This is a genomic window from Anaerotignum lactatifermentans (genome assembly GCF_016902535.1).
Classification (GTDB): Bacteria; Bacillota; Clostridia; order Lachnospirales; family Anaerotignaceae; genus Anaerotignum; species Anaerotignum lactatifermentans_A.
The window spans coordinates 14121-34141 of the sequence record NZ_JACSNY010000019.1 but is presented as its reverse complement, the minus strand read 5'-3'; the positions used below and the strand labels follow the sequence as shown (position 1 = coordinate 34141).

At 52.6% G+C, this 20021-nt stretch carries 17 protein-coding genes and 2 tRNA genes; 10 read left to right on the top strand and 9 right to left on the bottom strand.

Annotated features, from left to right (window positions below; translation table 11 throughout):
- The first annotated feature begins 233 nt into the window (after positions 1–233).
- The 7 genes from H9X84_RS11420 (at position 234) to H9X84_RS11390 (ending at position 8907) form a co-directional block, all read left to right on the top strand.
- Entirely contained in the window at positions 234–1043 is an 810-nt protein-coding gene (locus H9X84_RS11420) for an MBL fold metallo-hydrolase (protein ID WP_205134438.1), read from the top strand.
- A gap of 14 nt (positions 1044–1057) precedes the next feature.
- Positions 1058–2329, top strand: a complete 1272-nt coding sequence (locus tag H9X84_RS11415) for an amidohydrolase (RefSeq protein ID WP_205134437.1) — start codon at positions 1058–1060, stop codon at positions 2327–2329.
- A 265-nt stretch (positions 2330–2594) separates the two neighbouring features.
- Entirely contained in the window at positions 2595–4946 is a 2352-nt protein-coding gene (locus H9X84_RS11410; protein WP_205134436.1) for an S-layer homology domain-containing protein, read from the top strand.
- 313 nt (positions 4947–5259) lie between these two features.
- On the top strand, positions 5260–6096 hold the full coding sequence (locus H9X84_RS11405; RefSeq protein WP_205134435.1) for an amino acid ABC transporter substrate-binding protein: 837 nt from the start codon (positions 5260–5262) through the stop codon (positions 6094–6096).
- Between the two features lie 425 nt (positions 6097–6521).
- Positions 6522–7304, top strand: coding sequence for an amino acid ABC transporter permease (locus H9X84_RS11400; protein WP_243423755.1), 783 nt, complete (start codon positions 6522–6524; stop codon positions 7302–7304).
- A gap of 10 nt (positions 7305–7314) precedes the next feature.
- Positions 7315–8076, top strand: a complete 762-nt coding sequence (locus H9X84_RS11395; protein ID WP_205134434.1) for an amino acid ABC transporter ATP-binding protein — start codon at positions 7315–7317, stop codon at positions 8074–8076.
- Between the two features lie 12 nt (positions 8077–8088).
- Positions 8089–8907, top strand: a complete 819-nt coding sequence (locus H9X84_RS11390; protein ID WP_205134433.1) for a hypothetical protein — start codon at positions 8089–8091, stop codon at positions 8905–8907.
- 95 nt (positions 8908–9002) lie between these two features.
- Here the strand turns inward: H9X84_RS11390 and H9X84_RS11385 are convergent, their stop codons facing one another.
- The 3 genes from H9X84_RS11385 to H9X84_RS11375 all read right to left on the bottom strand — a co-directional run bounded on the left by H9X84_RS11385 (position 9003) and on the right by H9X84_RS11375 (position 10574).
- Positions 9003–9773, bottom strand: coding sequence for a hypothetical protein (locus H9X84_RS11385; protein WP_243423754.1), 771 nt, complete (start codon positions 9771–9773; stop codon positions 9003–9005).
- A gap of 172 nt (positions 9774–9945) precedes the next feature.
- Positions 9946–10380, bottom strand: a complete 435-nt coding sequence (locus tag H9X84_RS11380) for a stalk domain-containing protein (RefSeq protein WP_205134431.1) — start codon at positions 10378–10380, stop codon at positions 9946–9948.
- 123 nt (positions 10381–10503) lie between these two features.
- Positions 10504–10574: transfer RNA gene (locus H9X84_RS11375), tRNA-Gly, on the bottom strand.
- Between the two features lie 150 nt (positions 10575–10724).
- On the opposite strand from H9X84_RS11375, the gene murA reads away from it, so the two are divergent.
- The 3 genes from murA to ftsH all read left to right on the top strand — a co-directional run bounded on the left by murA (position 10725) and on the right by ftsH (position 14380).
- A complete protein-coding gene (gene murA / locus H9X84_RS11370; RefSeq protein WP_205134430.1) occupies positions 10725–11987 on the top strand; it encodes a UDP-N-acetylglucosamine 1-carboxyvinyltransferase in 1263 nt (420 codons plus the stop codon).
- A gap of 90 nt (positions 11988–12077) precedes the next feature.
- Positions 12078–12554: a MarR family winged helix-turn-helix transcriptional regulator gene (locus H9X84_RS11365; protein ID WP_205134429.1), complete on the top strand. Its 477-nt coding sequence runs from the start codon at positions 12078–12080 to the stop codon at positions 12552–12554.
- The gene (gene ftsH, locus H9X84_RS11360) at positions 12551–14380 is read left to right on the top strand and encodes an ATP-dependent zinc metalloprotease FtsH (RefSeq protein ID WP_205134428.1); all 1830 of its coding nucleotides are present in this window, start codon (positions 12551–12553) and stop codon (positions 14378–14380) included. Before H9X84_RS11365 ends, ftsH begins: the two co-directional genes overlap by 4 nt.
- Positions 14381–14531: 151 nt before the next feature.
- On the opposite strand, the gene H9X84_RS11355 is transcribed toward ftsH, so the two are convergent.
- The 6 genes from H9X84_RS11355 to prfA all read right to left on the bottom strand — a co-directional run bounded on the left by H9X84_RS11355 (position 14532) and on the right by prfA (position 20021).
- Positions 14532–14604, bottom strand: a tRNA-Arg gene (locus tag H9X84_RS11355).
- A gap of 121 nt (positions 14605–14725) precedes the next feature.
- Positions 14726–17173, bottom strand: coding sequence for a glycogen/starch/alpha-glucan phosphorylase (locus H9X84_RS11350; RefSeq protein WP_205134427.1), 2448 nt, complete (start codon positions 17171–17173; stop codon positions 14726–14728).
- Between the two features lie 108 nt (positions 17174–17281).
- Positions 17282–17737 (bottom strand): hypothetical protein, encoded by a 456-nt coding sequence (locus H9X84_RS11345; RefSeq protein ID WP_205134426.1) that lies wholly within the window; start codon positions 17735–17737, stop codon positions 17282–17284.
- Positions 17738–17815: 78 nt separating this feature from the next.
- Entirely contained in the window at positions 17816–18379 is a 564-nt protein-coding gene (locus H9X84_RS11340) for a chromate transporter (protein WP_205134425.1), read from the bottom strand.
- On the bottom strand, positions 18380–18931 hold the full coding sequence (locus tag H9X84_RS11335; protein ID WP_205134424.1) for a chromate transporter: 552 nt from the start codon (positions 18929–18931) through the stop codon (positions 18380–18382).
- Positions 18932–18947: 16 nt separating this feature from the next.
- Positions 18948–20021 (bottom strand): peptide chain release factor 1, encoded by a 1074-nt coding sequence (gene prfA / locus H9X84_RS11330; RefSeq protein ID WP_205134423.1) that lies wholly within the window; start codon positions 20019–20021, stop codon positions 18948–18950.

The window sequence follows — 20021 nt, the reverse complement described above, 5'->3', positions numbered from 1 at the left end:
TCCGCTATTTCTAAAAGACATCATACCACCAGGTATGGTGTCTTTTTGTATGTTCCGGAAATGTCTCATGCAGAACCTGATATTTCCGGGGTCCCCGGCCGCTTTGCGGCTGGGATAGACTTCAAATCCTGTCTTGGCATCCGCCAGAATACCATCTTCTATCCTCTCCCTTCCGCTCCTTTCTTGTTCTCTCCCTTCTTTTTCCGTATAATAGACCCAAAGGAGGAATTTTTATGATAATTACCGTACTCATGGATAACCATACCGAAATCGACGTTTATCATCTGGGAGAACCCGCCGTTTCCTACTGGCTGGAGGCTGACGGCAAATCCTTTCTCTTTGACGCGGCATACTCCGACGCTTTTTTGAAAAATGCCGCCGCCATGGACATTGACCTGACCACAGCCGACGCAATTTTGATTTCCCATGGTCATAACGACCACACCGGCGGTCTGGCGCCGCTGCTGGAGCTGCCCTTTCCCCATAAACCAAAGCTGGTGGCACATCCCGACGCTCTTTTGCCCAAGAAATCCCAGGGCATGGACGTCGGCTCCCCCCTTACCATGGAAGAACTGAGCCAAAAAACGGACCTCTGCCTGACCAAACACCCTCTCTGGCTGACAGAGCGGCTGGTCTTTCTGGGAGAAATCCCACCCCTTTGCTCCCACGAGCCAAAGTACGCCATCGGCACCACACTGCGGGAAGGCCAGCCAGAGGCGGACTATCTGGCGGATGATACGGCTCTGGCCTATGTCAGCGGCGACGGCTTTTACCTCATCACCGGCTGTTCCCATGCCGGCATCTGCAATATGATCGCCTACGCCAAGGAAGTCACCGGCCTTCAAAAGGCGAAAGGCCTTCTGGGCGGTTTTCATCTGTTCGCTCTGGACGATCGGGCCCGGAAAACCATTGATTTTATCGAAAACGAACATATCCCCCTGCTCTATCCCTGCCACTGCACCTCTTTCGCCGTGCGGGCCGCGCTCCATCAGAAATGCCCTCTGGGTGAGGTCGGTGTAGGGATGAAACTGGATTGGGAATAAAACAGGAGGCTTTTATGGAAAAAGAAATATTATTTTCCCATTTAGAGGAGCATAGAGAAGAAATTTTCGCCTGGGGCAAACTGTTTTTCCAGACGGCGGAACTGGGCTTTCAGGAATACAGTACCGCCGCCCAGATCACAGCACTGCTGGACCAGTGGCAGATCCCCTATGAAAAAAACATCGCCATGACCGGAATCCGGGCCACCCTGGGCCGAGAAGGCTATCACATCGCTTTTGTCAGCGACATGGACGCCCTTCCCCGTCAATCCGGCATCGGAAACGTCCATTCCTGCGGCCACAGCATCCAGACCGTACTGGCCCTCTCCCTGCTGAAAGTGCTGAAGGAAACGAAACTGGCAGAGGAAACAGGCTGCCGTATCAGCTTTTTCTTTACCCCCGCCGAGGAATTTATCGACTTTGCCTTCCGGGACAAACTGATTGCCCAGGGAAAACTGCGTTACCGCTCCGGCAAACAGAACATGATCGCCCAGGGCTGCTTCGATGATGTGGACTGCGTCCTCTCCGCCCATGCCAACGGGGAACAGGATACTCTGTTCGACATCCAGTCTACGCTGACGGGCTTTCTGGCAAAAAAAGCTGTCTTTCTGGGGAAATCCGCCCATTCCGGCGCGGCGCCCCATCTGGGCCGGAACGCCCTCCACGGCGCCATCCTCTGCCAGAACGCCTTCGCTTTTTTAAAGGAACATTTTCCGCCGGAGGCGGGGCTGCGTCTGCATCCCGTTCTAACGGAGCAAAGCGGCACCGTCAATATTATTCCCGACCGGGTCGTTCTGGAAACCTATCTGCGGGCCAACGATACAGACACCCTCATGAAGGCGGCCGCCGAAGCGGACAACTGTGTCCGGCACTGTGCCGCCGCCCTTGGTCTGGAATGTGAAATCGAGACTGCACCGGGATATCTTCCCCTGCGCCAGTCCTCCGCTCTTAACGCCATTGTTCGGGAAAACATCCTGCTCCACTGTAAAAAGGAAGATCTTCTGGAAAATGTGGTTTCCGGCGCTTCCGGCGATATCGGCGATCTGAGTTTTCTGCTTCCCACCATACAAATGGGCTTTTCCGGCATCGAAGGGCAGTTCCACCATGACGCCTTTGCCATCCGGGATCAGGAAAACTGTTATCTGCGCACAGCCAAAGTTCTGCTGGGAGTCTGCTTCGATCTGATGACAGAACCCAAACTGCGCTTATACCCAGAAAAATTTTCCGAAAAAAAGGCGCAGTGGCAGAAAATTATGGCGCAGACCCCCATCTCTTCTCCCATTGAATAGACCTGCATAGAAAAACAGCGCTTCTCCTGGCTTTTTTTCCATTTCAGGGGAACCTTCCCGGCTTTTTCCCGTCTAAGAGCAGAAGAGCTGGAGATTTCCGAGTTTTTTGTAAAATTTTTACAGCCATTTACGAAAAAATTAAGGAAATTGAAAACAACTCTCAATGAAAATATGCTATAGTGAGAATAGAACCCATGTATAAAATTACAATGAACCCAACAGGGCAGGATATGTTTACTATGAAGATGAAAAGGGGGAATCCATTATGAAAAAAATCATTACCTTCGCCACTACCGCTGCTTTGCTTTTGGGCAGCACCGGCGTCACCGCCTTCGGCTCCACCTTTGCCGATATTGATACCGTCCCCTGGCCGGGCGCGGCTACCTTTCTGGATCAGGCGGCGTCTCTGGGGCTCATGAGCGGTTATACGGAAGACGGCAAAAAATACTGCAAGCCCAGAAACCCCGTTACATACTGCGAGGCCACACAGCTGATGTACTCTATTATGAAGACTTACACTAAGCAGGATGTAACTTCCACTACCATTACAAAATGGACGCCTATTATGCAGGCCTATAAGATCCCTACCTGGGCTTACAACGCAGTGGCATACGCTCTGGAAAACGGCATCCTGATTACCAATGATCTTTCCGAATTCATGAGCGGCACCACTCAGAAAAACGCGCCCCGTGAAAAGGTCGGCGTCATCTTTGGCAAAGCTTTGGGCAAGATCTACACCGTAGATACCTCCGCAAAGCTGACGTATAAAGACGCGGCCTCTATCACCGCTTCCGCGGCGCCCTATCTGGATCTGCTCTATGACAAAAACATCATGGTCGGCGACGATATGGGCAACTTCAATCCCAAGGTAAATATCAACCGGGCGGAAATGGCAGTGCTTTCCGTAAAAACGTATAATACACTGACCTCCTCCGGCTCCCAGACACAGCAGCCGGAAACACCTTCCTCCGGCACTGTTTCCTGTACAGTAGTATCCGCGTCTCTGCTTTCCAGCGGGGAACTGTTCCTGAGCCTGAAAACTTCTTCCGGCAGCGGCCTGAACCTGTTCGCGGCTTCTTCCATCAAACCGACCTATAATGGAGAAACCGTAAGCCTGTCCGATATCGGCAAGGATGATACTCTGTCTGTGACTTACAGCGGCGATCAGATCAAATCCCTGACCATTACAAAATCCGCAGGCGGTATTGGTTCTTCTCAGTCTTATGATGAAATCAAGAAAATTTCTTCTACCAAAATCTATGTGCTCAATGGCAGCAAGGAATATAACTTCTATCTGGATGATGATGTAAAGGTTACCATCGACGGCAGCTCCTCTACGCTGAAAAAGCTGACCGACGGTCTGGATGATGATAAGGTATATTCCGTAAAACTGCGCCTGGACAAAGACGAGTATGTCATCCAGATTGACGCAACAGAAAACAACAACAACCCTCGGACCGGCACATTAACCTATCTGGACAGTGACGAACTGACCATCAAAGCTGGCTCCAAAGAATACGACTACGATCTGGCAGACGATGACATCACGGTCAGCGGCGGCAGCAGCATGACCTTCAGCAAGCTGAAACGGGATTATGAAGACTACAATTATAATGTCACCCTGACCCTGAACAGCTCCAATAAGGTTACAAAAATCACCATTAACTCCGCTGAAGATGAAGAAAATGGCATCCTGACTTATATCAATTCAAATCGTCTGACCATCAAGGCTGGTTCTAAGGAATACGATTACCGAATTGACGAGGATGTTAAGGTAACGATTGATGGCAAGTCCGGCAGCCTGTCTACTTTAAAGGACAACTATAAATCAGTTTCCTACCGTGTCTCCCTGACACTGGACAGAGACGATTATGTTACCAAAATCGAAGCCACCAAGGATGAGGAAAGCGTATCCGAAGGCACACTGACCTATATGAGTAGTTCCTACATCAAAATTGAAGATAAGGATGAAAAAGAATATAAATACGATGTTCTGGACGATACAGACGATATCGACGTTACCATTGACGGAAAGAGTTTCTCCTACGATCAGCTGCGGGATCGCTATAAAGACAGCACCTACGAGGTAGAACTGACATTTAAAAGCGGCGAAGTCTCCAAGATCAAAGCCACAAATAAAGACGCTACCAAAGGCGAATTGCGTGACATTGATTTGGATGACGAAACCATCATCATTCGTGTGGACAGCCGAAACAAAACATACGATCTTGCCAGCGATGTAACCGTTACCATTGACGGAAGTTCTTCTTCCCTGTCCAAACTGGATCGGGAATTTAATGACTACGGCTACAACTTTACGGTTGAACTGACTCTGGACAGCAAAGACCGGGTAACGAAGATCAAAGCGACCGATTCCGATTCCGGCGACACCGTCAAAGGCGATCTGGATAAACTCACTTCGTTATACATCACAGTAGACGATGAAAAATATTATTTCGCTGATGATGTGGATGATATTACCTTTATCGTTGATGACAGAACACGGGACTATGACTGGCTTTACGATGCTTTCTATGAAGATGACGATGATTTCCGTGTTACTCTGACACTCAACAGCAAAGATGAAGTCACAAAGGTCACCGCAACTACACGCTGACCAAAAAAACAGCTTTCACCGCTGTTTTATAAGAAAACCAAAGATAGCTGGAATCCTTGCGGCGCAAGGGTTCCAGCTATCGCATTTTGGTTGGAAGGATTTCCTTTCAGCACCGCTGTGCCTTTTAAATAGTCTTTGTTCTTGTAAGAAGATTCTGCTTTCCAGCAGTATTTTTGTATATATCAGACAAAGCCATTCTTTCTTTTCTCTTTAATATCATATATAATTTCTAATTTACTTTAGTCTAGTAGCGTGATAAAATGATAAAGACTTAAGCATCAAATCTTTATTTGAGGAAAGGGAGAGACTTGCTATGAAAAAATTACTTGCTTTATTACTGACACTGGCTGTCGGCGTTGGCACACTGGCTGGCTGCGGCGGCACCACAACAGAAGAATCCACAGACGCGGACAGCACCACTTCTGAAGTGACTACCTTCACTGTTGGCTTCGACGCGGAATATCCTCCTTACGGCTACAAGGACGACAACGGCGAATACGTTGGCTTCGACCTGGATCTGGCTCAGGAAGTCTGCGACAGAAACGGCTGGGAACTGGTAAAACAGCCCATCGACTGGAGCTCCAAGGATATGGAACTGAACAGCGGCACCGTTGACTGTCTGTGGAACGGCTTCACCATGACCGGCAGAGAAAGCGAATATACTTTCTCCGAACCCTATGTAGACAACAGCATCGTATTCGTGGTACGTGCAGATGACGCGATCCAGACAAAAGAAGATCTGGCCGGCAAAATCGTTATCACACAGGCTGGTTCCTCCGCTCTGACCGCGCTGACCAACGAAGAAGACAACGAAGAAAATCTGGCACTGGCAGCTACCTTCGCTTCTCTGGAACAGACACCCGATTACAACACAGCATTCATGAGCCTGGAATCCGGCGCTGTAGATGCCATCGCTGTTGATATCGGTGTAGCACAGTATCAGCTGAGCAGCCGCCCCGACCTGTTCCGTCAGCTGGAAGAACCCCTGTCCACAGAACAGTATGCCATCGCTTTCAAGCTGGGCAACGAAGAACTGCGTGACCAGGTACAGGCTACTCTGGACGAAATGGTAGAAGACGGCACATTCGACGCCATCGTAGCAAACTACGCAGATTACAACCTGGACAAAATGGTTTGCCTGGGCAAATAAGATACATATGGAACATTGACAGCGTGCGGGCTCTGCCCGCACGCTCAACTTGTCAAAAGAAGATTGCGTCATCTTTTAAGGGCGCGGAAGGGTTAGGGAAACGAAGCGTTTCCCTGCTGGAATCCGCAGTCGGAATTGATTTCCGACGAGGAAAAGTCGGAGTTTCAAGGCTTTTTTGCCCATGGAACTTTGACTTTATACCTCTGTTGCCTCATCAAAGGCTTGAATGGAATGAGCCTTTGATGACAGGGTGTCGCCTTCTGCGACACCCTTAGCGTGCGGGCTCTGCCCGCACGCTTCTTCCCTGTTCAGGACTTGTTTCCCAAAGAACGACCTTTGTCCGTGCAGGGAGGCTGACATAAAGAAATACACCTCTGTTTCCTTATGTGAGCGAAGTACTTACCACAAAGAAAGGACGATATTTTATGGATACACAATTTATCTTCAGCATCGTACAGCAATTAAGCGTCGGTCTGGTGGAATCCTGCAAGATTTTTCTGCTGACCCTGCTTTTTTCCATGCCCCTGGGTCTTCTGGTGGCCTTTGGCCGCATGTCCAAATGGGCGCCTTTAAAATGTATTGCCTCGGAAAGCTTTCTGGAACAGGTTCATATCCGCCAGACCGCTCAGGGCAAGCTGGAAAACGCGCCTCTTTCCTTCCGGGCAAAGAGTGCCTTCTTCCTCTTCAAACCCATTCAGTTTGTACTGAAAGTATTTATCGCCATCCTGCGCGGTACTCCGCTGATGCTGCAGCTGTTTGCCATCTACTATGGCCCTTACTATATTTTCGGTATCCCCATCTCCATGGAATACCGTTTTACGGCTGTCATCATCGCCTTTTCCGTCAACTATTCCGCCTACTTCGCGGAAATCTACCGTTCCGGCATCGAATCCATCCCCGTGGGACAGTATGAAGCGGCAACCGTACTGGGCTACAACAGAGTCCAGACCTTCTTCCGTATCATCTTCCCCCAGATGTGCAAGCGTGTCCTGCCCCCCGTCACAAACGAAGCCATTACACTGGTAAAGGATACCTCTTTGGCCTTCGTTATTTCCTATACAGAAATGTTTACGCTGGCAAAACAGATCTCCGCGGCAAAAACCACCATTATGCCTCTGATCGTGGCAGGCGTGTTCTACTTTATCTTTAACGCCATCGTTGCTTTTGTCATGGAACGCATCGAAAAGAAACTGAATTACTATCGTTAAGGAGGCCCATATGAAAATACTGGAGATCAATCACTGCAATAAAAAATTCGGGGAAAACGAAGTTCTGAAGGATATTTCCCTTTCTGTATCAGAAGGACAGGTGGTCAGCATCATTGGCCCCTCCGGCTCCGGCAAATCCACGCTGCTGCGCTGCGCGACTCTGCTGGAGACCATGGACGGCGGCGACCTGATCTATCTGGGCGACTACGCCGCCAAGGCGGACCCCCAGGGCAAATCTGTCTACGCCTCCAAGCAGGACTTACAGGGAATCAAACAGCATTTTGGTCTGGTATTCCAGAATTTTAACCTGTTCCCCCACTATACCGTTCTGAAAAACATTACGGAACCGCCTATCCTCATTGGCAAACGCCCCAAAGAGGAGGTTTACGCCGAGGCCAGAGTCCTGCTGGAAAAAATGGGACTGGCAGATAAGGAAAAAGCCTATCCCTATCAGCTTTCCGGCGGCCAACAGCAGCGGGTATCCATCGCCCGTGCTTTGGCCATGAAGCCAAAGATTCTCTTTTTCGACGAACCCACCTCCGCCCTGGACCCGGAGCTGACCGGCGAAATCCTCCAGGTCATCAAGGAACTGGCGGCGGAACATATGACTATGGTCATCGTTACCCATGAAATGTCCTTTGCCCGTGACGTATCCAACCATATCATCTTTATGGACGGCGGCGTCATTGTGGAGGAAGGCGAACCGGATCAGATCATCAACCACCCTCAGCAGGAGCGCACCAAGGCCTTCCTGCACCGCTTCCAGCAGTAAAGGAGGATGCCTGTGGAGATCCGCTTTATCAAAACAAATCCGACACAAAATATGACCCTGCTGATCCAGAGCTTCGTTCCCCGGTGGGAACAGCTGGAAACCGCCCAGCGCCTCATCGCTTATGACAGCGTATACGCGGAGCAGGCCGGCTATATCGAGGAACCGGAAAGCGAGGAAGCCGACGCCCGGCTGCAAATGATGGCCGGGGAGTTCTGCGGCAACGCCACCCTTTCCCTGGCGGCCTATCTCTTCGCCAAGGAGATGCCCCAGCCCGGGGAAAAAACCACTCTTTTTCTGGAGGTATCCGGCGCGCCCTCTCTCCTGACCTGTGACGTGGAAAAAACGGAAACGGACTTTGTCGGCACAGTCTCCATGCCCCTGCCTCTGTGGGCGGCGGAACGGGACTATGTCCTCCAAGGGACAGCCTGCCGCCTGTTTACCGTCGCCTTTGACGGCATCTGGCACATTCTGGTTCCGGCCTCCCTCTGGGGCGCTCAGGCAGAAGCCATGGCCGTGCAGGCCGCCGAAGCCTGGGCCGAAACAATCGACGCCGAAGCCTTCGGCATCCTTCTTTTTGACGAGGAAAGTCTTTCCCTGCGTCCTCTGGTCTGCGTTAAAGGCAGCAGTCTGGTCTGGGAACGGGGCTGCGGCAGCGGCACTGCCGCCGTAGGCGTTTATCTTTCGGAAAAAAGAAAGACCAGCCTCTCCCTGGAGATTCGCCAGCCCGGCGGCGTCATGGGCATCCAGGCAGAACGGACGGAAAACCGTATTTCCCGCCTGGTCCTGACGGGCCACGTTTCCATTGTGGCGGAAGGCACCGCCTATCTTTAATCCAACCGCAAAAGACCTCCCACAGCGGGAATCCGCCATGAGAGGTCCTTTTTTTCTGCCCGTTTCCGGGCGCTTTTTTATTTCAGGCCGCCGCTTTAAGCGTCTGCTCCGGTGGGTCCGGTAGGTCCCGTAGGCCCGGTTGCGCCTGTTGCGCCTGTGGCGCCTGTGGCACCTGTTGCCCCGGTAGCGCCATCCGCACCGGCAGCACCGTCCGCGCCGGTAGCACCTGTTGCGCCTGTGGCACCATCCGCACCTGTGGGTCCTGTTGCGCCTGTGGCACCTGTGGCACCGTCCGCACCCGTAGGTCCCGTTGCGCCTGTTGCGCCGTCCGCGCCGGTAGGTCCCGTAGGTCCTGTGGCCCCGGCAATACCTGTTGCGCCATCCGCGCCCGTAGGCCCGGTTGCGCCGTCCGCACCCGTAGGTCCGGTGATGCTTGCGCCGGAAACGCCTGTGGCACCCGTTGCGCCTGTTGCGCCCGTGGCACCTGTTGCGCCTGTGGCACCGGTAGGGCCGGTTACGCCGCCGGCAGCACCGGTCGGTCCGGTGGCCCCTGTGGCACCTGTTGCGCCCGTAGGCCCGGCGGCGCCCGTCAGTCCAACAGCGCCGGTCAGCCCGGTGGGTCCGGTGGCGCCCGTAGGTCCCGCCGCCCCTGTGGGGCCGGTTACCCCAGTCAAAACAATGACATAGCACCCAGGCCAGCAGTCAGGCCCGCAGCCGGGCCCGCAGGGATTGGAGCAGGGATTTCCGCAGCCGTTCTGAGACTGTCCCCAGCCCCCTGTTTGTGGTTGATTGCCGTAACAGCCGCCTGCCCGAAAGGCATTTCCATTGCCCCGGCAGCCGTTGTTCCAGCCGTTATTACGATACATAACGTTCCCCTCTTTCTTCCAGTCCGAAAACTTTTGTGTTCTCTTCATAGTATGATACCGCCAGGGAAACTGTGCCTTTTATTACTCTCCTGTCCAAAAAAAGTACGAAACGCCTCCGGAAGCGTCCTCATCAGAAAATCCGCCTCCGGAAATTTCGTACTTTTCCTGTCCTTTATGCTCTTTGAGAGATTACGATACCGCCTTCTCCCTCTGCCACTTCATAGCCCACCAAAACCGAAAAGGCTTCCGCGGGAATGTACATTTTCCCGTTTTCATCCACAAAAGGCGCGGCTCCCAGCTCCATGGGCGCGGTCATGCCAATCATACCTTCCTGGGCAGCAGTGGAAACATACAAGTCGACGCCTTCCGTCAGTTTCATACTTCTCATCTCACTGCACAATACCGCCGCCCGTTCTTCCCTGTTCCATGTCAGGGAAAGGCCCAGACCATCCGCCGCCTGACGCAGAGGAATATAGGAAACGCCGTTTTTCGTCACGATCTCCTCCTGAAACACAACCTCCGCGCCGGTTTCCTGCACCTCTTCCTCCGCCGCGAAAGCTGTGACACTCCCCCACAGCATACTGCATCCAACCAATACCGCTATCATTTTTTTCCTATGTGCGTCCTCCTTTTTTTGCCTTATTTACTTTCTTCGGACGCCGTTTTTTTCCAATGGTTCCCGAAAATAAAAAAAGTACGAAATCCTCAAACAGATCTCGTACTTTTTTCCAGCGGATGACGGGAATCGAACCCGCCTCTAAAGCTTGGGAAGCTTTCATTCTACCAATGAACTACATCCGCAGACTACATTACTATTATACCAGAACTTTTTCATCTGTAAAGACTTATTTTTTTGTCAAAAAATGATGTTTTCCCCCTCTTTTTTCCCGATTCGCTTTCTTTTTCTCCGGACATACTAACCTTACCAAATCAAAAAAAGAGGGATGAACCATGGAAAAATTTATTGTACAGCACTGCGCACCTCTGCGGGGCACCGTCCGGATCAGCGGCGCCAAAAACGCCGCCCTGCCCATACTGGCCGCCTGTCTTCTGACCAGAGAACCCTGCCTGATTCAAAATGTACCGCCTTTGACAGATATTTTCGCCATGATTGCTCTGCTGGAAGGCTTTGGCGCAAAAGCATCTTTCGATACCTCTGCCCAGACTGTCTCCGTGCGGGCCGAAACCCTGTCTGCGCCCAGCGCGTCCTATGATGCGGCTGGGAAAATGCGGGCCTCTTTTCTGGCGGCCGGGCCTTTGCTGGCCAGACTCCAAAGCGCCAGTCTGCCTCTGCCCGGCGGGTGCCAGATCGGCAGCCGCCCCATTGACCTGCATCTAAAGGGCTTTTCCCTCATGGGCGTCTCCAGCCGGCAGGAACACGGAATCGTAGACCTGTGGTGCAAAAGTCTGCGGGGCAAACCCATCTATCTGGACTTTCCCAGCGTGGGTGCCACAGAGAATATCATGATGGCGGCAGTTCTTGCCAAAGGCACTACCATTATTGAAAACGCCGCCGCCGAGCCGGAAATCATGGATCTGGCGGATTTTCTGCGGAAAATGGGTGCCGATATTCAAGGCGATGGTACCGATACCATCACCATCCGCGGCGTGAAAGAACTGACCGGCGCCACCCATACTGTGATCCCGGACCGTATCGAGGCCGGTACCTTTATGGCCGCCGCAGCCATCACCGGCGGCGAGATCTGTCTGGAAGGAATGGGGGAGGATCTTTTGAAACCCGTCATCGCCAAGCTGGCGGAATGTAACGTAAAAACAGAAACCTCGCCGGAAGGACTGGTGGTCTGCCGAAAGGGGCGGCTGCGGCCTGCCAATTTAAAGACCATGCCCTTTCCCGGATTCCCCACCGATATGCAGGCCCCCTTTATGAGCCTGCTGACCTTGGCCAAAGGCACCAGCGTCATTACGGAAACCATCTTTGAGAACCGTTTTATCCATGCGGGAGAACTCCAGCGCATGGGTGCCAGAATCAAAATCGAAAGCCGCAGCGCCGTCATTGAGGGCGTAGAGGAACTGACCGGCGCCAGCGTCCGGGCTACCGACCTGCGGGCCGGGGCGGCCTTGATCCTGTCCGCGCTGGCTGCCAAAGGCGAAACAGAAATCAGCGATATCTACCATATCGAACGGGGCTACCACCAAATCGACGAAAAACTCCGCCGTCTGGGGGCTGATATCCGCCGCGCCCAAAGTTCATAAATTGTTTACAAATCGTTCATGAAAAAAAAATGTTAGGGTGCTATACTGTTCACAAACCTAACAATCATCTTTTCCCGGGAGGTGAACCGTATGCGCCCTTACGCAGATGTTTTTCTCACATTGAAAAGTCTGGTAAATATGACACAGCGCAGCGCCAATGAATGTATCAGTTTTTCCGGAGACGAGACCCTTTCCTGTGTGCAGGTCTTCCTGCTGGACTATCTTTTCCACCAGACAGATCGGCCTGTCTATCAAAGGGATCTGGAATCCGTCTTTTGCATCCGCCGTTCCAGCGTCACCGGTATTTTAAATCACCTGGAACAAAGAGACCTGATCCAGCGGCAGTCCGTTCGCGGCGACGCCCGCCTGAAACGGCTGCTGCCCACAGAAAAGGCCCTCCGCCTGCAGCCGGAGATCACGGCGCTTTTGGAAAGCATCGGCGAAGCCGCCTTTTTGGGGGTCACCGATGAGGAACTGCTCCAGTTCTCCCGCATTGCGGAAAAATTAAGATCCAATCTGGTCCAAATGGAAGAACTACATAAGAAAGGAAGCGAATCAATGTTATGAATCAAGAACGAAAACCTCTGATCTATTACTGGATCATTGCCCTGGCCATTATGGCGGCCATCAATCTGTTCCTGCTGCCTTTTCTGAGCAGCAGCAATATTCAACAGGTCAGCTACAACGTGTTCCTGGATCAGCTGGAAGAAAAGAACATCAGCGAGGTTCAGGTCAATGAGGATGTCATCTACTACTCCTTAAAAACAGATGACAATACCACTTTTACCGGTCAGCCCAGACTATACACCACTGTCCGGATGCAGGATTCCATGCTGGTAGACCGGCTTTATGAAGCCGGCGCCAACTTCTCGGCTATCGAGCCTAAGGAGGTCTCTCCCTGGGTCAGCTCCCTTGTAATGTTCCTGCTGTTCTTCCTGGCATGGCGGCTTATCTTCGGCCGTATGGTGAAAAAAGGCGGCTTTGGCGGAAACGCCATGTCCTTCGGCAAGGCCAATGCCAAAATCTATGTCAAGGCACAAACGGGCAAGACCTTCCGGGATGTAGCCGGACAGGATGAGGCCAAAGAGGCCCTGTCGGAAATCGTGGACTTCCTCCACAACCCCGGCAAATACACTGCCGTAGGCGCCAAAATGCCCAAAGGCGCTCTGCTGGTAGGCCCTCCCGGCACCGGCAAAACCCTGCTGGCCCAGGCAGTAGCCGGCGAAGCGAATGTGCCCTTCTTCTCCATTTCCGGTTCGGAATTTGTGGAAATGTTCGTGGGCATGGGTGCCGCCAAAGTACGTGACCTCTTCAAACAGGCCGGGGAAAAGGCGCCCTGTATCGTCTTTATCGACGAGATCGACACCATCGGCAAAAAGCGTGACGGCGGCGGCGTCAGCGGCAACGACGAACGGGAACAGACCCTGAACCAGCTGCTGACCGAAATGGACGGCTTTGATTCCACCAAAGGCGTTGTCATTCTGGCGGCCACCAACCGCCCCGAATCCCTGGATAAGGCACTGCTGCGTCCCGGACGTTTCGACCGCCGTATCCCCGTAGAACTGCCGGATCTTCAGGGCAGAGAGGCCATTTTGAAGGTCCATGCCGAAAAAATACAGATGGAGCCGGATGTGGATTTCTCCGCCATTGCCAGAGCCACCAGCGGCGCTTCCGGCGCGGAGCTGGCGAATATCATCAATGAAGGCGCTCTGCGTGCCGTCCGTATGGGCAGAACCAGAGTTTCCCAGAACGATCTGGAAGAAAGCGTAGAAGTCATCCTGGCAGGCTACCAGAGAAAAGGCGCCGTCATTTCCAAAAAGGAAAAGGCCATCATCGCCTACCACGAAGTAGGCCACGCTTTGGTAGCGGCTTTGCAGAAAAACTCCGCCCCTGTCCATAAAATCACCATCATCCCCAGAACCTCCGGGGCTTTGGGCTATACCCTCCAGGTGGATGAAGGCGAGAAATTCCTCATGAGCAAGGAAGAAGCCTTTAACCGTATTGCTACCTTTACCGGCGGCCGTGTGGCGGAAGAAATTAAGTTCCACTCCATCACCACCGGCGCCTCCAACGATATCGAACAGGCCACCCGTATGGCCAGAGCCATGATTACCCGCTACGGCATGAGCGAGGAATTCGGTATGGTAGCTTTGGAAACCGTCAACAACCAGTATCTGGGCGGCGATACCTCTTTGGCCTGCTCCAATGACACAGCCAATAAGATCGACGAAGCCGTCATCCAGATGGTCAAAGCGGCCCACGACAAGGCTTATGAAATCATCGACAGCCATCGCGACAAGCTGGATGAAATCTCCGCTTACCTGCTGGAAAAAGAAACCATCACCGGCGAGGAATTCATGGAGATTCTTCAAAGAGAACCTGTGACGGCGTAAACACAAAAACAGTCCTTAACATATCCATCAAACAGAAACGCTGGAATCCTTGGCACCACCATGGATTCCAGCGTTCTTTGTTTTCTGGCGAAAATATTCTGAAAAATAGTTTTTTCACGAAAAAAGGCTGCCGGCATACCGACAGCCCTTCTGCACTCTACAGGATTCGAACCTGCGGCCTTTCGGTCCGGAGCCGAACGCTCTATCCCCTGAGCTAAGAGTGCAAAACCGCAAAATCTATTTTACAGGATAATCGGCTATATGTCAAATTTTCTTTTCGACTTTTTCCGATTTTTTCCCTTGCGGCAAATTTAAGGCCGGAGAACCTCTCTCCGGCCTTTTTTATCAATCTTCAATATGCAACGGCTGTAAGTCCCAGATCTCCTCCGCGTACTGGCGGATGGTTCTGTCACTGGAGAATTTGCCGCTCTTTGCCACATTCCAGATGGCTTTTTTCGCCCAGGCCGTCTGATCCCGGTATGCCCGGTCAATGTCCCAATGGGCTCTGGCGTAATCGGCGTAGTCCTCCAGAACGAAGTATTCGTCGGCTCTGCCGCCGCAGCCGTTGAGAAGAGCGTCATAGAGCTCCCGGAACAGATCGGTATTCTGGTCAAAGGTGCCGTTGATGAGGCTATTCAGGGCCATACGCACTTCCTGATTCATGTTGTAAACAGACCATGGATCGTAATAGCCGTTATATTTTCCCTGTACCTCTTCGGCGCTCATACCGAAAATAAAGATATTGTCGGCGCCCACTTCCTCGTAGATTTCCACATTGGCGCCGTCCATGGTACCAATGGTCAAAGCGCCGTTGAGCATAAATTTCATATTGCCGGTACCGGAAGCCTCCTTGCCCGCCGTAGAAATCTGCTCGCTGACATCCGCCGCGGGAATCAGCTTCTCCGCCAGAGATACCCGGTAGTTTTCCAGGAATACTACCTTGATCTTGCCGCCGATGGCAGGGTCGTTATTGACTACCTCCGCCACGGAGTTGATAAGCTTGATAATCAGCTTCGCCCGGCGATAGCCTGCCGCCGCCTTGGCGCTGAAAATAAAGGTCCGGGGCACCATATCCATATCAGGGTCCATTTTCAGCTGATTGTACAGCCCAATAACATGCAGAGTATTCAGCAGCTGACGTTTGTACTCATGCAGACGCTTTACCTGAATATCGAAAATAGAATCGGGGTTGATGTCAATGCCCTTTGTATCCCGGATATATTCCGCCAAAGCAATTTTGTTCTGCCGCTTGATCTCCATAAACCGGTTCCGGAATTCCTCGTCCTCGGCGTAAGGCAGCAGCCCCTCCAGCTGGGAAAGGTCTGTGACCCATCCGTCGCCGATCTTTTCCGTAATCAGCTCAGACAATCCCCTGTTGGCATGACGCAGCCATCTTCTCTGGGTAATGCCATTAGTCTTGTTGTTGAATTTTTCAGGGTATAATTCATAGAAATCCCGCAATTCCTGATTCTTCAGAATTTCTGTATGCAGTGCCGCTACACCGTTGACAGAATGACTGCCCACGATAGCCAGATACGCCATACGGATCTGACCGTCAGCAATGATCGCCATATGGCGGATCTTTTCCGGATTCACGCCGTATTTCGCCGTCAGTTCCAGACAGAACCGGCGGTTAATTTCCTCTACGATCTGATAGATACGGGGCAGGAGACGGCTGAACAACTCCATGGGCCATTTTTCCAGTGCCTCGGACATGATGGTATGGTTGGTATAGGCGCAAACCTTTTTGGTGATTTCCCAGGCGTCGTCCCAGGGCACATCGTTTTCGTCCACCAACACACGCATCAGTTCCGCTACCGCCACCGTAGGATGGGTGTCATTCAGCTGGAAGGCCACCTTATCCGGCAGTTCGTGGAAATCGGAATGGTGCTTTTTGAACCGTTCCACCACGCGCTGCACCGTAGCGGAAATAAAGAAATACTGCTGGCGCAGACGCAGCTCCTTGCCCTGATAATGTTCATCGGCAGGATAGAGCACATCTGTCATGGTGCTGGCCAGAAGTTCTTCCTCCGCCGCCTTCTGATAATTCCCCTCGTTGAAGAATTTCAGATCCAGCTTATTCTTGGCTCTGGCCTCCCACAGACGCAGGGTATTGACCGTATTGTTGCCGTAGCCAATGACAGGATAGTCATAGGGCACAGCAATGACGGACTGATAGTTTTCCTGTACAAAACGGTATTCGCCGTTGCCCTTGGGCACAGCACGCACCGTGCCGCCGAATTTTACCTCCACGGCATACTCATTACGCTTGATGCCCCAGGGATCGCCGTTTTCCAGCCAGTTGTCCGGCGCCTCCACCTGATAACCGTTTTCGATTTTCTGCTCAAAAATGCCGTAATGGTAGCGGATGCCGCAGCCATAGGCCGGCAGCTCCAGCGTAGACAGGGAATCCAGGAAGCAGGCCGCCAGTCTGCCCAGACCGCCGTTGCCCAGCCCCGGGTCCGGCTCCGCGTCTTCTACCACGTTATAGTCGATGCCCAGTTCCCGGAATACTTCCGCCACTTCTTCATACATACCCAGATTGATCAGACTATTGCCGAAAAATCTGCCCATCAAAAATTCCATGGACAGGTAATAAACTACTTTTACGTCCTTCTCATAATACTCATCATGGGTCTTCATCCATTTTTCGGTAATGACGTCACGCACAGCGAATACCGCTGCCTGATACAGCTCCTCGGCAGAAGCCGCCTCCAGTGTTTTGCGGTACAGCGTCTTTACGTTTTCCCGAATCATTTTTTTCAATGTTTCTTTGTCCAGTAACTGACTCATAAAACTCCCCCAGTTCTTTCCCAATTTTCTGCGTATCCGCAGTCTTTTTTCTACTATACCAAAGGTCTGTCCCATTTGCAAATAATTTTGTCTGCAAAGCCTGTTTTTTCAAGGAAAACAGCAGAAAATCCCCAGCAGGAACCCCACCAGAGCGCCAAAGCCCTGCCAAAGTGTCTCCCGCTCTCCTTTCCCCTCCGGCAAAACCTCCCCGCAGGCCAGATACAGGCAAAAACCGCCCATGACTGCCGCCGGAACCGATGCCTGCCCCAGCAGCCCTCCATACATCAAAGCCGACGCCGCGCAGCCCAGCGCCGTCCAGAGCCGACGCCGCCTTTTTTCCGCCCATGTGGCAAGCAGTGTCCCCAACAGGGCGCAAACCGTGGACAGGAGCACGTTCCTGCCTCCAAAAACCGGCGGGAGAAAACAAAAACAGAAAAAGGCCACCATCCAGCCGCCCACCAGACCAAAGGGCAGATTTCCCTCCCGGCCCCGCCTATGGGCAGCAGCCGCCAGCCCGACATAGATCAGGCATACCATCCAGAACATTTTTTCCATGCGCTCCATCCTTTCCTTTTCTCCTGTTTTCAGCTTATGGAAAGGACAAAAAAAAGAGAACTCCCCCTGTAAGAAGTTCTCTATGGATCATCCCATCTGGAACAGGATGCCTGCCACCGCTCCCGCCAGGATCAGCGCGATGGGATGTACTTTTTTCCACTTTCTGGAGACCGCCAGCACCAGTACGAACAAGATACATTCCTTCCACCGGACAAATGCCGTCCAGTCCACCGGCGAAACATCCTGGGCAAACAGGGCCAGCACGATTACGCCAAAACCGGCGGAACCAATCAGCCCCACCACCACCGGCCGCAGACCGTAGAATATATTTTCCACCACACGGCTGGTACGAAACCGCTCCAAAAATTGATATACAATAATGATGACGATAATGGAAGGCGTTACCAGCCCTACCGTCGCCACGATGCTCCCCAGAACGCCGTCACAATGAAATCCGGCGTAGGTGGCCATATTGACCCCCATGGGCCCCGGCGTAGACTCCGATACCGCAATCATATCCGGGATCTGTTGGGACTGGAGCCAGGGATACTTGTCCGCCAGCGCGTAAAGAAACGGCAGTGTCGCCAGTCCCCCGCCAACGGCAAAGAGCCCCGTCTTAAAAAATTCCAGAAAAAGGATCACCAGCTGCATTTACGCTTCCCCCTTTCCCGCCGCCGAAAAGGATTTTGCCAGAATACCGATGACCGCGCCCATCAGCACCATCCAAACCGGCGACAGCCCTGTAAAGGTCACCACCAGAAAAGCGATGGCCGCCAGAACCACGCCCAGCTTATCCACAACGGATTTTTTCCACATGCCCGCCACGGCGTTCAGGATCAAAACCCCAACCACCACGCGGATGCCGCCAAAGGCATACTGCACCACCGGCAGTTCGGCAAAATTGGTCAGCACTGCGGCAATGACCATGATAATTACCAGAGAGGGGAACACACCGCCTGCCGTAGCGAAAATAGCCCCCGGAATCCCCTTTCGTTTATAGCCGATAAAGGTGGCCGTATTGACAAAAATAACCCCCGGCGTACACTGGCCGATGGCGAAATAATCCAGCACCTCGTCCTCCGTGGCCCATTTTCTGCTTTCCACCACCTCTCGCTGGAGCATGGGCAGCATAGCATAGCCGCCGCCAAAGGTAAAAGCGCCGATCCTCGCAAATGTTATAAATAAAGAAAACAGTTCTTTCATCTCATCTCACCCGATTTCAGTTATCTTCCCCCGCCTGCATCTTTTTCATACGATCCGTCATAATAAGGGTATCCATAATCTCATCCAGATCCCCGTCCAGAATACTGTCGATACGGTGCAGCGTCAGCCCTACCCGGTGATCTGTCACTCTCCCCTGGGGGAAATTATAGGTACGGATACGCTCGCTCCGGTCTCCCGTTCCCACCTGGGAACGCCGGTCGGCGGAAATGGCCGCGTCATGGGCCTGCCGCTCTCTTTCATAGACTCTGGCATAAAGCACCTTCAGCGCCTGCTCTTTGTTTTTCAGCTGAGATTTCTCATTCTGGCAGGAAACCACAATACCCGTAGGGATATGGGTCATACGCACCGCCGAATCGGTGGTGTTGACGCACTGGCCGCCGTTGCCCGATGCCCGGAACACATCTACCCGCACATCGTTCATATCAATATGCACATCCACTTCCTCCGCCTCTGGCAGCACCGCCACCGTCACCGTGGAGGTATGTATCCTGCCGCCGCTTTCCGTAGCGGGGATTCTCTGGACACGATGGACGCCGCTTTCGTATTTCAGCCGGGAATAAGCCCCTTGGCCCGTAATCATGAAGGAGATTTCCTTGTAGCCGCCCAGATCGCTCTCACTGACGTTCATAATCTCGATTTTCCACTTCCGACGCTCCGCGTAACGGCTGTACATCCGGAACAGATCCGCCGCGAACAGCGCCGCCTCATCGCCGCCAGCACCGCCGCGGATTTCCACAATGACGTTCTTCTCATCATTGGGGTCCTTGGGAATCAGCAGCAGCGTGATCTCCTTTTGCAGTTCCTCCAGCCGTGCCTTATTTTCCGCCAGTTCTTCCTTCACCAGTTCCCGGAACTCCTCGTCCAGCTTTTCTTCCAGCATTTCCAGCCCTTCGGCCACGGCGTCCTTTCTTCTGCCATACTCCCGGTAAGCCTTGATGATGGGCGTCAAATCGCTGTATTCCTTCATCAGCTTCCGCCACTGCGCCTGATCGGCAATCACATCCGGGTCATTGATCTGCACCGACAGATCCTCGTATTTATCTTCGATCTCCGCCAAACGGTCGAACAT

Bases quoted from the DNA above. Each gene is read 5' to 3' on its own strand.
- H9X84_RS11420 (WP_205134438.1), top strand. From the start codon at position 234: ATGATAATTACCGTACTCATGGATAACCATACCGAAATCGACGTTTAT.
- H9X84_RS11415 (WP_205134437.1), top strand. From the start codon at position 1,058: ATGGAAAAAGAAATATTATTTTCCCATTTAGAGGAGCATAGAGAAGAA.
- H9X84_RS11410 (WP_205134436.1), top strand. From the start codon at position 2,595: ATGAAAAAAATCATTACCTTCGCCACTACCGCTGCTTTGCTTTTGGGC.
- H9X84_RS11405 (WP_205134435.1), top strand. From the start codon at position 5,260: ATGAAAAAATTACTTGCTTTATTACTGACACTGGCTGTCGGCGTTGGC.
- H9X84_RS11400 (WP_243423755.1), top strand. From the start codon at position 6,522: ATGGATACACAATTTATCTTCAGCATCGTACAGCAATTAAGCGTCGGT.
- H9X84_RS11395 (WP_205134434.1), top strand. From the start codon at position 7,315: ATGAAAATACTGGAGATCAATCACTGCAATAAAAAATTCGGGGAAAAC.
- H9X84_RS11385 (WP_243423754.1), bottom strand. From the start codon at position 9,773: ATGTATCGTAATAACGGCTGGAACAACGGCTGCCGGGGCAATGGAAAT.
- H9X84_RS11380 (WP_205134431.1), bottom strand. From the start codon at position 10,380: ATGATAGCGGTATTGGTTGGATGCAGTATGCTGTGGGGGAGTGTCACA.
- murA (WP_205134430.1), top strand. From the start codon at position 10,725: ATGGAAAAATTTATTGTACAGCACTGCGCACCTCTGCGGGGCACCGTC.
- H9X84_RS11365 (WP_205134429.1), top strand. From the start codon at position 12,078: ATGCGCCCTTACGCAGATGTTTTTCTCACATTGAAAAGTCTGGTAAAT.
- ftsH (WP_205134428.1), top strand. From the start codon at position 12,551: ATGAATCAAGAACGAAAACCTCTGATCTATTACTGGATCATTGCCCTG.
- H9X84_RS11350 (WP_205134427.1), bottom strand. From the start codon at position 17,173: ATGAGTCAGTTACTGGACAAAGAAACATTGAAAAAAATGATTCGGGAA.
- H9X84_RS11345 (WP_205134426.1), bottom strand. From the start codon at position 17,737: ATGGAGCGCATGGAAAAAATGTTCTGGATGGTATGCCTGATCTATGTC.
- H9X84_RS11340 (WP_205134425.1), bottom strand. From the start codon at position 18,379: ATGCAGCTGGTGATCCTTTTTCTGGAATTTTTTAAGACGGGGCTCTTT.
- H9X84_RS11335 (WP_205134424.1), bottom strand. From the start codon at position 18,931: ATGAAAGAACTGTTTTCTTTATTTATAACATTTGCGAGGATCGGCGCT.
- prfA (WP_205134423.1), bottom strand. From the start codon at position 20,021: ATGTTCGACCGTTTGGCGGAGATCGAAGATAAATACGAGGATCTGTCG.